The sequence below is a fragment of the Micromonospora purpureochromogenes genome, from assembly GCF_900091515.1.
Classification (GTDB): domain Bacteria; phylum Actinomycetota; class Actinomycetes; order Mycobacteriales; family Micromonosporaceae; genus Micromonospora; species Micromonospora purpureochromogenes.
Genome location: NZ_LT607410.1, coordinates 2,283,391 through 2,296,371, shown reverse-complemented (window position 1 = coordinate 2,296,371; position 12,981 = coordinate 2,283,391). Strand labels below are relative to the sequence as shown.

The following is a 12,981-nucleotide window of genomic DNA, read 5'->3' as shown; positions in this document are numbered from 1 at the left end:
AGCGCATCACTCACAAATTACGTGAATCAGACGCCCTCTCAGGACCTGCGTGACATATCGGTCTCAAGACATCGGTGACACTTCCGGCTAGCCGGGTGGTGACGGCGGCTCGAGCGGGCGTCTGCGGGCGCGGGCTGCGTCGGATATGGCGATCCCGGTCAGAACGAAGGCAGCAGCGGCGGCGACCACGACTGGCGGCAGGGGGAGCATCGCCGGTGTCAGGGTGGCCAGCGCAAGGACGCCGATCGGTCGGGACCGGGACACGCGGCCGAATACCGCGTGCTCGAAGCGGGCGCGCCCGGCCAGGTACAGCGCGGGTCCGCCGAGGATGACGGCGATCCAGGCCGGTGGGGTGTGCCCGAGTGGATGGGCGATGACGAGTTCGTCGCCGACGGCGGCGACGACCACGCCGGCCACCATCACCAGGTGGGCGTATGACGCCGCTCGGGCGAGGCGGACCGGGTCGGCGGACACGGCAATCGCTTCCGCCAGGACTTGTCCAGCGCGGTATATGTAGATCCGCCACAGCAGCACAGTGGTCGCGATCGACACTGCGAACGCGGCGGCCCTGTCCGGCGCGAAGCCGCTGCTGCTCAGCGCCAGTCCGGTAACGAGGATCAGCTCGCCGAGCGCGATGATGAAGAACTGCCGGTAGCGCTCGGACAGGTGCTCGCCCGAGACCACAAGGTCTTGGCTGGGCGTACGGCCCGCCCCCGGGGTGGGGAAGCCGATTCTGCCTGCCGTGTGGTCAAGGACCACCGCGAGTGCCCACAACGCGCCACGCGCCGAGCCGTGCACGAGCGCCCCCGCGATCCACGGCAGCGCCGACAGGCCGTACCAGAACAGCCCTCGCACGACGTGGCGCTGCAGCTTGTTGCCACGCAGAACGGCCACGAGGACGAGCCCGCGGCCGAGCTGGACGGCGACGTAGGCGCCCGCGAAGATCAGGCCCGTGTCGCCGAATGCCTCGGGCACCGCGGCCGCCATCACCAGGCTGCCGACCATGGTCGCGATGACCAGCGCCTGGATTACCGGTCGGTGCGGGTCCGTCCGGTCGGTTAGCCACGCGGTGCTGGACCAGACCCACCACATGGCCCCCAACAGCACCAGCGTCCGGAAGGCACCGCTCCACGCGAGATCCTCGGCCAGGCCGCGCGAGAGCTGCGCGAGCGCGAGGACAAACACCAGGTCGAAGAAGAGTTCCAGGAACGTGGCCCGCTGCGGATCCCCGGCTTTCCGCATCAGCTCGGCCGCACTGCTCGTCGTCATCGGCTCGCCCGTTCTGCCAGCTCTGCTCCAGGTTTGGGGGCATTCTGACATGCGGCAGCGGCGGTGACCGCGGACGTGCTGCCGTGGACTGGATCGAGCGACCCGCGTGACACGGACGGGCGACGGTCGAGGCCGGTGAGTTCCGTCCATCCGTCGCCGCTGGATCGGATCAGCTCGTCGACCTTGGCCAAGCGTCGGGCCGGTGCTACAGAGGGCGGAGTGTCACCCAGGTCCTGATACCGATCTGTCAACGCAGGTCCGCCGCTGCGCAAATGCAACCGCCTGGACAGCATGAACGTAGGACGTCCTGGGTTCCCCACGATCATGAATTGGTTCGGGTCGTTCGGGTTGCGCGGGTCATGCCGGCGCTCGGTGCGGGTCGTCACTCGTTGCGAGAACCCCTGGGCATCGTCTTGTCGGCACCGGGAGGCGCGGCAGCGTGGTACCACTGCTTCAACGCTGCCACGAAGCCGACAGAAACGGGCGAGCCGATGACGACGAGCAGGGCGGGCGACCTGCTGCGCATGCCTGGGGATCCGCAGATGGCAACGTACCTGGAACTGTTCTTCGACCTGGCGTTTGTCTTCGCGCTCACCCAACTCTCGCACGCGCTGATCCAGGATCTCACCTGGAGCGGCGCCTTCAAGACGCTGTTGCTGCTGCTGACAATATGGCGGGTCTGGTTCAACACGGCGTGGATAACCGACAGGTTCGACCCGCAACAACTGGCGATACAGCTGCTGGTCATCGCGACTTTGGTGGGCAGCCTGGTGATGGCGATCGCGCTGCCCGACGCGTTCGGCGGGCAAGGCCTGGTCTTCGCAGGGGTATTCGTCGCCCTATTCATCGGCACCAACATCTTCCTTGTGATCGCCCTGCGGGGCCACGCACCGCGGCGCACCTCCGGGCGGATACTGTTCTGGTACAGCGTGGCCGCGGTGCCGTGGATCGCCGGGGCGCTCTCGCATGGGACGGCGCGTGTGGCGCTGTGGACACTCGCGGTGGCCCTGGACTACGCCGCATACGCGTTTAACTACCCCACGCCGGGGATCGGCCGCACGCCCCCGTCGGATTTGCCGACCGTGGCCGAACACCTGTCCGAGCGCTACCGGCAGTTCTACATCATCGCGCTCGGCGAGTTGATCCTGGTCACCGGACTGGCGCTTCGCGGCACCGCCTTCCCGCCCGACCGGACCGCTGCGTTCCTCGTGGCGACTGCCACCACCGTGCTGCTGTGGCGGATCTACATCTACCGCGCCGGGGAACTGGCGGCCGCAGCCATCAAAGCGGCCCCCGACCCGGCCCGCCTTGCCGGATCGACGTCATACGCCCACCTGGTCATGGTGGCCGGCATCGTCGTCACCGCCGTCGGCGGCGAACTCGTCATCACCCACCCGTTCGGACATACGCAACCGGCCTGGATCGCCGTCATCCTCGGCGGACCCGCGCTCTTCCTCGCCGGGCGTGCCGGCTTCGAGTACGCGGTCTTCGCCCGCGTATCCCGGGATCGGCCGATCGGCGTGATCGTGCTGGCCGCCCTGACACCGGCGATGCTCCTCCTGCCGCCGCTGCTGGTCGCCCTCGCCGCCACCGCAGTCCTCGCCGGGGTCGCCATCTCCGACGCCACTCGCGCTCGAGCACATCCAGCCGAACCACCGTCGCCACCAGGCGCACCATCGTGACAGGTCGCGGGCAGCTAACCCCCGGTCCGATCCACACAGAATCCCGGCCGGCCGCCGGCTGTCCGCCGGCATGTCGCGCTCCACATGATGCGTGACACATTGGTTCCACTTGACGCGTTACGGGTTTCCGGGCGATGGGCTGCCGTTGTTACATCGTTACTACTGAGCCGGGCGCCGGGCGGACTCGACGGCCCGTCAGAGGCGCGCGGTCAGCGGCAGATCCGGATGCCGGGGTGCGACACTGATCATGGCATCAAGCGACGCAGAACTCGTTGCCCTCGGGGTCATGCATGACGACGTGCCCGAGGACGTCGCCGTACCACTCCTCGCGGACCACCGCCGCGCCGGCGGCAACCAGCTCGGGCACTTTCCGCCGGATCAGTCGGGCGCGCTCGGCCATGTCCCAGGGGCCTGGACCGGCCACCCGGATATCGATATGCATACGGTTCTTGGCGGACTTGCCCTCGGGCACCTTGATGAAACCAATGGCAGGGCCCCGGCCGTCCGGGTCGACGATGGACGCGTTGTCGGGCTCGTCGAAGCCGGATTCCTTGACATAGCCGCCAGCGCCCAGAAAGCAGCGATCCGCTGGGGGATCGTAGGCATCGCATCCCAAGGTCCAGAAAGTCGCCACGGCGCCAACGTACGCGAGCCACGACACGCTGTCATCGGCCAGAAGCGGCTGCGCCAGGCTCTCCGGCCGTCCCGCGACAGCGGGTAGCCAACCCGGTTTTCTACTCTCGACGACTCGCGACAAAGGGCAGTCCCCGCCCCTCTCGGCATCAGGTCTGGCACAGACGCACCAAGATCAGGGAACTACCAGGGCGTCAGGGCGTCAGGGCGTCTACAGGGCGTCAAACAGCACCCAACGACGACCAGCAACACCCATGGACGCCAGGACGTATGGCGAGGTCGCAGCCTTGATCGAGGCTGCGACCTGGTGGGCGACGGACGAGTCGACCTGTACGCCGGATTCTGTGCGCGGCGCGTACCCCTCGCGGGGTACGTGCCGGCGGCGGCCATCCATCTCGGCCTGCCGTCGCCGACAGGCTCATGCGGCCTACCCGCAGACATCGGGCGGGCAACCCTCAAGCGTCTGCGCCGGGTCGTCATCTTGCGGTGACGGCCCTTTCTTGGCCTTGCTCCGGGTGGGGTTTACCGAGCCACCCCGGTCACCCGGGGTGCTGGTGGGCTCTTACCCCACCGTTTCACCCTTACCGACCCGATGGGCCGGCGGTCTGTTTTCTGTGGCACTGTCCCGCGGGTCACCCCGGGTTGCCGTTAGCAACCACCCTGCCCTGTGGAGTCCGGACGTTCCTCGGCGGCGGGCCGGAGCCCGCCGACGCGACCGCCCGGTCGACTCGTCCGTCGCACCCTCATCCTAACGACGCGGCGTCCCCGCCCATTTCCGCCCCGGACGGCCCGCCAGGGAGTCCCCGGTGCGCCGGTTTGCGGCGGGGCGTGGTGTCCGGGGCCGCGACACCCCGACACGCCGCAAACGGCACCCGCCGCGCAGCGCGCGCGGACGGAGGGCGCGGTGGCCGCGCGGGGCGGAGCGGGGCGTACTAGCCTCGGGGCACCATGGATCTTTCCGACGCCGCGCTCCTGCTCGCCGCCGGTCTCGCCGCGGGCACGGTCAACGCGGTGGCCGGGGGCGGTTCGCTGATCACTTTTCCGGCGCTGATCGCGGTGGGCCTGCCGCCGGTGCCGGCCAACGTCACCAACTCGATCTCGGTCTGCCCTGGCTACCTGGCCAGCGTGGCGGGCAGCCGGGCGGACCTGCCGGCGAGGCGTGCGCTGGCGACGCTGGTGCCCACCACGGTCGTCGGCACGATCATCGGTTGCCTGCTGCTGCTGGCCACCCCGGCCCGGACGTTCGAGGTGGTCGTACCGTTCCTGGTGCTCGGCGCGACGGCGGTGCTCGCCTTCCAGGATCCGCTGCGCGCGCTGGTCGGGCATCCGCGCGACCTGTCGCCGCGCCGCCGTACCGTGACGGTGCAGGCCATGGTCGGGCTCGGCGCGGTGTACGGCGGCTATTTCGGCGCGGCCCTCGGGGTGATGCTGGTCGCCGGCCTGGCCCTGGTGCTGGACGTGACGCTGGCCCGGGTCACCGCGATCAAGAACCTGCTCTCGGCGGTGGTCGGGCTGACCACGGTGGTGGTCTTCTCGCTCTTCGGGCCGGTGAACTGGGCGGCGGTCGCGGTGGTCGCGCCGGCCACGCTGGTCGGCGGGTACGCCGGGGCCCGGCTGGTCCGCCGGCTGCCGCCGGTGCTCCTCAAGATGCTGATCGTGGCCTTCGGCACGGTGATCGGCCTCTACCTGCTCTGGCGGGCGCTGCGCTGATCAGTACGCCTCGCCGACCGGCTCCTCGGTGGCGTGCTCGGCGCGGCGGGCGGCCCGGTTCCAGCGGGACCAGAGCAGCCGCTCGCCGTAGCCGGCGGCCATCAGGTGCGCGAACGCCAGGTAGACCAGCACGCCGACGGCGAGGACACCGAAGCCGACCCAGAACGGCAGGGCCGGTCCGTGCTCGGCGAGCTTGCCGGAGATGATCGGGGCGGGCGCGGCCGCTCCCCAGCGGACCAGGTTGAACGCGCCGGTGGCGACCCGCCGGTCGGCGGAGCCGAGGCCGAGCGCGAGGTCGGTGAGGTTGGCGTTGGCCAGGCCCATGCAGAGGCCGGCGAGGACCAGCACCACCAGCGACTCGGCGGTGCTGCCGGAGGTGGCGAAGCCGACCATGCAGAGCAGCAGGCCGGCGAGGGCGACGCCGACGGTCTGCACGGCGCCGATCCGGTGCGCGAGGCGGTGGCCGATCACCAGGATGCCGGCGGCCAGGCCGAGGCCCCAGCCGGTGAAGGCCAGCCCCAGCGGGACGACGTCCAGGCCGAGGAAGAGCGGCGTGTAGCCGAGCACCACGAAGAAGACGAAGTTGTAGGCGGCGGTGACCACGCAGAGCGTGACGAACGCCGGCCGGCGGTAGGTGGCGAAGATCTGACCCACGCGTACGGGCGCCTGCCGGTTGGTCGGCTCCCGGAGCCGGCGCGACGCCACGGCCAGCGCGAGCACCATGAACACGCCGCAGACGAAGAACGGCAGCCGCCAGCTGACCTGGCCGAGCAGGCCGCCGAGCAGCGGGCCGACGGCGAAGCCCAGGCCGAGCGCGGCCTCGAAGAGGCCGACCACCCATTCCCGGTCGTTGGCGAGGTTGACCAGCACCACCATGGCGGTGGCGAAGAACATCGCGTTGCCGAGTCCCCAGACGCCGCGCAGCACCGACAGTTGGACGATGTCGTTGCTGAACGAGGCGAGGATGGCGGCCAGGCCGACGACGGAGACGCCGGTGACGAGCACCGGTTTGAAGCCGAACCTCCCGCTGGCCAGGGTGGCCGGGATCATGCCGACGGCCATCACCGCGATGTACGCGGTGAAGAGCAGTTCGACCTGCCAGGCGGTGACCCCGATGGCCTCGCCGATGGCGGGGAGGATCGGGTCGACGACGGCGATGCCGGCGATGGCGAGGAAGGCCACCAGCGTGGTGGCGTAGATGGCACTGCGGTGGGGCTCGGTACGCCGGTCCACTCCGCCTCCCCAGATAGCTGTATCGTACAGGTAGTTTTGTTTGTATCATACAGCTATGAGCGACGAGCAGCGCACGGGAGCGGACGACCAGGCCACCCTCGGCCGGATCGAGACCGAGGTGGCCCTGCTGATGCGCCTGGGCGAGGCGACCCGCCGGGCCACCGGCACCGCCGAGCACCGGGTGCTGGACCGGGCGGCGTACGTGATCCTGCGGCACCTGGACGCGGCCGGTCCGCAGAACGTCTCCGCGCTCGCGGCGCAGCTCAACCTGGACGGCTCGACGGTCACCCGGCAGGTCTCGGCCCTACAACGCGACGGGCTGATCACCCGCGGCCCCGACCCGGCGGACGGGCGCGGCACGGTGGTCTCCCCCACCGCGGCCGGCCTGCAACGGATGGCGGCGGTGCGGGCGGCGCGCACCCGGCTCTACGGCGACATCCTCGGCGACTGGGACGCCGAGGACCGGGACACCCTGGCGCGGTTGCTGCACCGGCTCAACGAGGCCCTCAGCGCCCGCAACCGCCGCCGCTGAGCGCAGCCGCGCGGCGTCCCACCCGTCGCCTCGCACCGGCGAGGACGGGCGGCGGACAGTACGGAGCTGATGACGTGAACGACTCAGTGACCGGGCGTCGCCACCGATCCGTTCACGTCATCAGCTCGACAGCGTCTCGACACAGCGGCCGGCCGCGGGACCCCGGGTGCCCACCGCAGCGGGCACCCGGGGGCGGGCCGACCTTTTACGCCACCGGCTCGCGGGCCGAGTCGGCGTCGCGCTCCGTGCCCGGGGTGACCCGGGGGTCGCCCTCGTCCGCGAAGTAGTCGTCCGGCGTGGTGTGGTCCACCCCGTCGGTGACCTTCGCGGCCCGCAGGACCAGGGTCAGCAGCGCGGCCACCACCAGGTTGACCAGCACCGCCACGATGCCCACGTAGATCGTCTTCTTGGTGTCGAAGCCGAACTCGGAGAGCGGGAAGGCCGAGCCGGCGAAGTGCTTCTTCCCGGTCGTCGGGTTCGCGATCTGGTAGAGCATCCACATGCCCATGCCCATGCCGGCCGCCCAGCCGGCGATCAGGGCGGTGCGGTGGAACCAGCGGGTGTACAGGCCCAGCGCCACCGCCGGCAGCGTCTGGAGGATGATCACGCCGCCGATGAGCTGGAGGTCGATGGAGAACTGCGGGTCGAGGAAGATGATGAACGCCAGTGCGCCCACCTTGACCAGCAGCGAGGTCACCTTCGAGACCTGCGCCTCCTGCGCCGCGGAGGCGTCCCGCTTCAGGTACTCCTTGTAGATGTTGCGGGTGAACAGGTTCGCCGCCGCGATCGACATGATCGCCGCCGGTACCAGCGCGCCGATGCCGATGGCCGCGTACGCGACCCCGGCGAACCAGTTGGGGAACTGCTGGTCGAAGAGGACCGGCACCACCGTGTTGCTGTCCACGCTGCCCGCCGTCGCCCCGGGCAGCGGCTTCACCCCGGCCGCGATGGCCATGAAGCCGAGCAGCGCGATCAGACCGAGCAGCAGGCTGTACGCCGGCAGCGCGGACATGTTCCGCTTGATCACGTCCCGGTTCCGGCTGGCCAGCACGCCGGTGATGCTGTGCGGGTAGAGGAACAGCGCCAGCGCCGAGCCGAACGCCAGGGTGATGTACTGGAGCTGGTTGTTGGCGTTGAGCAGGATGCCGTCGCCCGGCGCCGGTGACGCCTTGAACTTCGCGTCCGCCGCGTCGAAGATCTCGCCCCAGCCGCCGAGCTTGTAGGGCAGGTACAGCACCGCCACCAGGATCACGATGTAGATCAGCGTGTCCTTGACGAACGCGATCAGCGCCGGCGCCCGCAGCCCGGACTGGTAGGTGTACGCGGCCAGGATGGCGAACGCGATGATGATCGGCAGGTGCCGGGCGACGGTGCTCTCCCCGGTCACCCCCATCGTCTTCAGCACCGCCTCGATGCCGACCAGCTGCAGCGCGATGTAGGGCATCGTGGCGACGATGCCGGTGATCGCGACCAGCAGCGCCAGCACCGGCGAGTCGAACCGGTTCCGGACGAAGTCGGCCGGGGTGACGAAGCCGTGCCGGTGCGAGACCGACCAGAGCCGGCAGAGCACCAGGAACACCAGCGGGTAGATGACGATGGTGTACGGCACGGCGAAGAAGCCCATCGCGCCTGCGCCGAACACCAGCGCCGGTACCGCGACGAAGGTGTAGGCGGTGTAGAGGTCACCGCCGACCAGGAACCAGGTGATCCAGCCGCCGAAGTTGCGACCGCCCAGCCCCCACTCGTCGAGGTGGGCCATGTCCCGCGGCGCCCGCCAGCGGGCCGCGACGAAGCCCATCGCGCTGACCAGCAGGAAGAGCACCGTGAATACGATGATCTCGGTCAGGTGGTCACGCCACATCACCGACCACCCCGCTTCTTCGTCATCTGGTAAACCAGGGTCGTGGTGGCCACGCCGAGCAGGATGTAGGCCAGTTGCAGCCAGTAGAAGCGCGGGAAGCCGAAGAGCCGGGGCGAGTCCGCGTTGAAGAAGGCCGGGATCAGCGGCACCAGGATCGGGATGAAGAGCAGCCAGTTCCAGGGATTGTGGTCCTTCGCCCTGGACGACGCCGTGCCCGCCGCGGGATCCGGTCCCGGCTCGGCCGGCGGTGTTCCGGGATCACTCATCTGCGTCTCCGAAGGGTCGTGGGTCGGTGCGATCGCGCGGAGGCTAACCACCCTGTGACTGCCGTCACGCCACTGGTCGTCGCGCGCTGCGCCGAGCGGCAAGAACGCTGCGCCGAATGACGTGCCGGGCCCCGACGGGGCAGCCGGCGAGGCCGCGCCGCCCGCCTGCCGCCTCGCGCACTGACGGGGTGGTGCAGGAGGTGTTGCGCCCGTGGCTGCCGTGCCGCTACCTCATGCGCCGGCTGCTGCGCTCCGGTCGCGGCTGACCTGCCGGCCCGCGCCGGTCAGCGCGCGGCGAGGTGGGCGGTGTCGTTGACGCTGCGTACCGCCACGCCGCCGTCGGGCCACATGTCGAGCACCGAGATGCCGGCCGCGTCGAGGTAGAGCCGGTGCAGGAAGGCGTCGCCGGCCGCGAGGGCGTCGCGCAACGCCAGCTTGATCGGCGAGACGTGCGAGACCACCACCACGGTCTCCCCCGGGTACGCCTCGCGCAGCGCCGCCACCGCCCGGTCGACCCGCTCGGCGACGGCGGTGAACGACTCCCCGCCGGGCGGCGCGATCCGGGTCGAGGCGAGCCAGGCGTCCAGCTCCCCCGGCCACTGGTCGCGTACCTCGGCGAAGGTCCTGCCGTCCCAGTCGCCGAAGTCGCACTCGACCCAGTCGTCCTGCCGGCGTACCGGGATGCCGCCGAGCGCCCCGGCGATCGCCTCGGCGGTCGCCGTACACCGGGACAGCGGTGAGCTGAGCACCGCCGCGACGGACGGGGCCAGCTCGGCCACCCGCGCGGCCGTGGCCCGGGCCTGGGCCCGGCCCTGGTCGGAGAGCGGGACGTCGGCGCGGCCGGCATAGCGGTGCTGCACGGTCCACTCGGTCTCGCCGTGGCGGACCAGGATCAGCCGGGTGGCGGTGAAGCTGGGCCGCGGTTCCCAGGAGGCCCGGGTGGTCGCCGGGTCGGTGCCGGCGGTACGGGTGGCGGCGCGGGCGGCCACCTCGCGGGCCTGCGCGCGGGCCGCCGAGTCGGCGGCCGCCACCTCGCGCGGCGCCTCGGCGGCGGCGGGGCGCTTCGGCGGCTTGCCGGCGGCGGCGTCCATCGCCGCGTTGGCCAGCGCGTCGGCGTGCCGGTTTCGCTCCCGGGGGATCCAGCTGAACCGGACCGACTCGAAGCGGTCGACCAGCGCGGCGGCCTGTGCGGCGAGCGGGCGCAGCCCCGGGTGCTTGATCTGCCAGCGGCCGCACATCTGCTCGACCACCAGCTTGGAGTCCATCCGCGCCTCGACCTCGGCCGCGCCCAGCTCGGCGGCGGCCTCCAGCCCGGCGATCAGCCCCCGGTACTCGGCGACGTTGTTGGTGGAGACCCCGATCGCCTCGGAACGCTCCAGCAGCACCTCACCGGAGTCCGGGTCCCGGACCACCGCGCCGTAGCCGGCCGGGCCCGGATTGCCCCGGGACCCGCCGTCGGCCTCGACGACGACCGCGCGCACCGCCACCGGCTACAGACCCGACTCGTTGGTCCGGACCATGATCCGTCGGCACTCCTCGCAGCGGACCACCTCGTCCGGGGCCGCCTTGCGGATCCGGGACAGGTCGGCGCCGGAGAGCTCCAGCCGGCAGCCGCCGCAGCGCCCGGCGGTGAGCAGCGCCGCGCCCAGGCCGGTGTCCTCGCGGACCTTGTCGTAGAGGGTGACCAGATCGGCCGGGAGGTCGCCGGCGAGCGGCTTGCGGGCCGCCTTCTTGAACTCCTCCTCCTTGGCGATCTCGGCCAGCGTGTCGTCCCGACGCTGCTCGGTCGCCACCCGGCGCTCGCGCGCCTCGGCCATCCGGGCCTCGATGCCGTCGAGCACGCCCTGCGCGGTCTCCCGCTGCTCCATCAGCTCCAGCTCGGCGTCCTCCAGATCGCCCTGCCGCCGGTTGAGCGAGACCAGCTCGTGCTGGAGCGCCTCCAGCTCGCGGGCCGGGCCGGAGCCGGCGGCCAGCCGCGCCTCGTCCTTGCTCTTGCGGGCGCGGACCTGGTCGATGTCCTTCTCCAGCCGGGCGATGTCCCGGTCCAGGTCGTCCACGGCGACCTGGGCGCGGACCCGCTCGTCCTCCAGCGCGGACAGCTCACGGGCCAGCCCCTCCAGCTCGGCCCGCTCGGGCAGGGTGCGGCGGCGGTGCGCCAGCTGGGCGAGGGAGGTGTCGATGGCCTGCAGATCGAGCAGGCGGCGCTGGACCTGGGGTTCAGCCTTCACGGTCGGGGCTCCTTGTCGTCCAGTACGGGCGCGGCGGCGTGCACGGTCCAGGGGTCGGTGTCCAGGTCGGACACCACGGTCTCGACGCCGAGGTCGTCCCGCAGTTGGGCGGCCAGGTCGTCCAACCAGGGTCGTTCGGTCGCCCAGTGGGCGGCGTCGAGCAGGGCGGGCCCACCCGCGGCGAGGTGCTCGCCCGCCGGGTGGTGCCGCAGGTCGGCGGTGAGGAAGGCGTCCACCCCGGCGGCGGTCGCGTCGGCCAGGAAGACGTCGCCGGCGCCGCCGCTGACGGCGAGGGTACGCACGATACGCCCGGGATCGCCCGCGGCGCGAACTCCCCAGGCGGTGGCGGGCAGCACGGCGGCGGCGTGCCGGGTCAGCTCGGCCAGGGTCAGCGGGGCGGGCAGCTCCCCGATCCGGCCGGTGCCCCGGCCCGGGCCGTCGGCCGGGGAGCCGGGCGACGGGCGGTGCAGCGGGCGCAGCCCGGTCAGCCCGAACCGGGCGGCCAGCGCGTCGGAGACGCCCGGGGCCGCCACGTCGGCGTTGGTGTGCGCGACGTACAGGGCGACGCCGGCCCGGATCAGGTCGTGCACGATCCGCCCCTTGTACGTCGTCGGGGCGACCGAGGAGACGCCGCGCAGCAGCAACGGATGGTGGGCGACGATCATGTCGGCCCCGGCGGCGCGCGCCTCGGCGACCGTCTCGGGCACCACGTCGACCACGCAGGCGACCCGGCGTACGGCGGCGGTGGGCTCACCGAGCACCAGGCCGACCCGGTCCCACTCCTCGGCCCAGGAGGTCGGATACCGGCGCTCCAGGACCGCCACCACGTCGGCGACGGTCGGTGGGGCTGCGGTTGTGCTCACGGGCGGTCAGCTTACCGGCGCGGACGGGCCGCCACGCCTTCGCCCGCCGCCCGTGTCCCCCGGCACAGCGCAGCAAACGGGGGGCGACGGATGCAGGGGCGATCAAGGCGAGGGCGGGGCGGCTCAGGCGGCCGAGATGACGCGCGAGCGGTCGCGCAGGGCGACGAGCCCGACCTCCCACGGGAAGGCCTGGAGGTGCCGCTCCCCCGTGCCCGGGGCGTGCAGGGGGAAGACGTGGTCGCCGAAGAGCACCGTGGTGCCCCACTCGCGCAGCCGGGCCAGGCCGGCCCGGAAGGCCGGGTGGGCGGCCATCGCCGCGTTGGTGAACGGCACCGCCACCACGGGCAGCCCCATGCCCTGCCCCTCCACCAGCAGGCCGAGGGCGAGGGTGTCGGTGATCCCCGCCGCCCACTTGTTGACCGTGTTGACCGTGGCCGGGCAGACGATCATGGCGTCGGCCGGGGGCAGCAGGTCGGGGTCGCCGGCGTTCTTGTAGTGGGTGCGAACCGGGTGGCCGGTCTGCCGGGCCAGCGCGGCCCGGTCGACGAACTTCGCCCCGTCGGGCGTGGTCACCAGGCAGACCTCCCAGCCGTCCTGCTGGGCCAGGTCGACCAGGCGACCGACGTGCCGGGCCAGCGGCGAACCACAGGCGATGACGTAGAGCACCTCGCGGCGCTCGCTGCTCGGGTGCGGGCCGCTCATCC

The 12,981-nt window shown here is 71.7% G+C and carries 12 protein-coding genes and 1 other RNA gene; 3 read left to right on the top strand and 10 right to left on the bottom strand.

Annotated features, from left to right (window positions below; genetic code table 11):
* Positions 1-87: 87 nt before the first annotated feature.
* Positions 88-1,269 (bottom strand): low temperature requirement protein A, encoded by a 1,182-nt coding sequence (locus GA0074696_RS10765; protein ID WP_088960970.1) that lies wholly within the window; start codon positions 1,267-1,269, stop codon positions 88-90.
* 542 nt (positions 1,270-1,811) lie between these two features.
* Here GA0074696_RS10765 and GA0074696_RS10760 point away from each other — a divergent pair.
* Positions 1,812-2,951, top strand: a complete 1,140-nt coding sequence (locus GA0074696_RS10760) for a low temperature requirement protein A (RefSeq protein ID WP_231925327.1) — start codon at positions 1,812-1,814, stop codon at positions 2,949-2,951.
* Positions 2,952-3,204: 253 nt separating this feature from the next.
* Here the strand turns inward: GA0074696_RS10760 and GA0074696_RS10755 are convergent, their stop codons facing one another.
* On the bottom strand, positions 3,205-3,585 hold the full coding sequence (locus GA0074696_RS10755; protein WP_157745866.1) for a VOC family protein: 381 nt from the start codon (positions 3,583-3,585) through the stop codon (positions 3,205-3,207).
* Positions 3,586-3,899: 314 nt separating this feature from the next.
* An RNA gene (rnpB, locus tag GA0074696_RS10750) (RNase P RNA component class A) lies at positions 3,900-4,315 on the bottom strand.
* Positions 4,316-4,532: 217 nt separating this feature from the next.
* Between rnpB and GA0074696_RS10745 the strand changes: the two genes are divergently transcribed.
* A complete protein-coding gene (locus GA0074696_RS10745; RefSeq protein ID WP_088960967.1) occupies positions 4,533-5,294 on the top strand; it encodes a sulfite exporter TauE/SafE family protein in 762 nt (253 codons plus the stop codon).
* Here GA0074696_RS10745 and GA0074696_RS10740 read toward each other — a convergent pair whose 3' ends face one another.
* Positions 5,295-6,527 carry an MFS transporter gene (locus GA0074696_RS10740; RefSeq protein WP_088960966.1) on the bottom strand — a complete coding sequence of 411 codons (1,233 nt, stop codon included), beginning with the start codon at positions 6,525-6,527 and terminating at the stop codon, positions 5,295-5,297. It lies immediately after the preceding gene.
* 55 nt (positions 6,528-6,582) lie between these two features.
* Here GA0074696_RS10740 and GA0074696_RS10735 point away from each other — a divergent pair, with 55 nt between their 5' ends.
* Positions 6,583-7,059, top strand: coding sequence for a MarR family winged helix-turn-helix transcriptional regulator (locus GA0074696_RS10735; protein WP_088960965.1), 477 nt, complete (start codon positions 6,583-6,585; stop codon positions 7,057-7,059).
* A 205-nt stretch (positions 7,060-7,264) separates the two neighbouring features.
* On the opposite strand, the gene mctP is transcribed toward GA0074696_RS10735, so the two are convergent.
* From mctP to GA0074696_RS10705, 6 genes are all read right to left on the bottom strand, one after another.
* Positions 7,265-8,920, bottom strand: a complete 1,656-nt coding sequence (mctP, locus tag GA0074696_RS10730; RefSeq protein WP_088960964.1) for a monocarboxylate uptake permease MctP — start codon at positions 8,918-8,920, stop codon at positions 7,265-7,267.
* Positions 8,920-9,186, bottom strand: a complete 267-nt coding sequence (locus GA0074696_RS10725; RefSeq protein WP_088960963.1) for a DUF3311 domain-containing protein — start codon at positions 9,184-9,186, stop codon at positions 8,920-8,922. The genes mctP and GA0074696_RS10725 overlap by 1 nt, the downstream gene beginning before the upstream one ends.
* 284 nt (positions 9,187-9,470) lie before the next feature.
* Complete coding sequence (locus GA0074696_RS10720) at positions 9,471-10,673, bottom strand: bifunctional RNase H/acid phosphatase (RefSeq protein ID WP_088960962.1); 1,203 nt, start codon at positions 10,671-10,673, stop codon at positions 9,471-9,473.
* Positions 10,674-10,676: 3 nt separating this feature from the next.
* Entirely contained in the window at positions 10,677-11,414 is a 738-nt protein-coding gene (locus GA0074696_RS10715) for a zinc ribbon domain-containing protein (protein WP_088960961.1), read from the bottom strand.
* A complete protein-coding gene (locus GA0074696_RS10710; protein WP_088960960.1) occupies positions 11,411-12,277 on the bottom strand; it encodes a Nif3-like dinuclear metal center hexameric protein in 867 nt (288 codons plus the stop codon). The genes GA0074696_RS10715 and GA0074696_RS10710 overlap by 4 nt, the downstream gene beginning before the upstream one ends.
* Positions 12,278-12,400: 123 nt before the next feature.
* On the bottom strand, positions 12,401-12,979 hold the full coding sequence (locus GA0074696_RS10705; RefSeq protein ID WP_088960959.1) for a flavoprotein: 579 nt from the start codon (positions 12,977-12,979) through the stop codon (positions 12,401-12,403).
* Positions 12,980-12,981 lie beyond the last annotated feature (2 nt).

What these genes read in the sequence shown, in the direction of transcription:
- GA0074696_RS10765 (WP_088960970.1), bottom strand. Translation starts at nt 1,269, where the DNA reads ATGACGACGAGCAGTGCGGCCGAGCTGATGCGGAAAGCCGGGGATCCG.
- GA0074696_RS10760 (WP_231925327.1), top strand. Translation starts at nt 1,812, where the DNA reads ATGGCAACGTACCTGGAACTGTTCTTCGACCTGGCGTTTGTCTTCGCG.
- GA0074696_RS10745 (WP_088960967.1), top strand. Translation starts at nt 4,533, where the DNA reads ATGGATCTTTCCGACGCCGCGCTCCTGCTCGCCGCCGGTCTCGCCGCG.
- GA0074696_RS10735 (WP_088960965.1), top strand. Translation starts at nt 6,583, where the DNA reads ATGAGCGACGAGCAGCGCACGGGAGCGGACGACCAGGCCACCCTCGGC.
- mctP (WP_088960964.1), bottom strand. Translation starts at nt 8,920, where the DNA reads ATGTGGCGTGACCACCTGACCGAGATCATCGTATTCACGGTGCTCTTC.
- GA0074696_RS10725 (WP_088960963.1), bottom strand. Translation starts at nt 9,186, where the DNA reads ATGAGTGATCCCGGAACACCGCCGGCCGAGCCGGGACCGGATCCCGCG.
- GA0074696_RS10705 (WP_088960959.1), bottom strand. Translation starts at nt 12,979, where the DNA reads ATGAGCGGCCCGCACCCGAGCAGCGAGCGCCGCGAGGTGCTCTACGTC.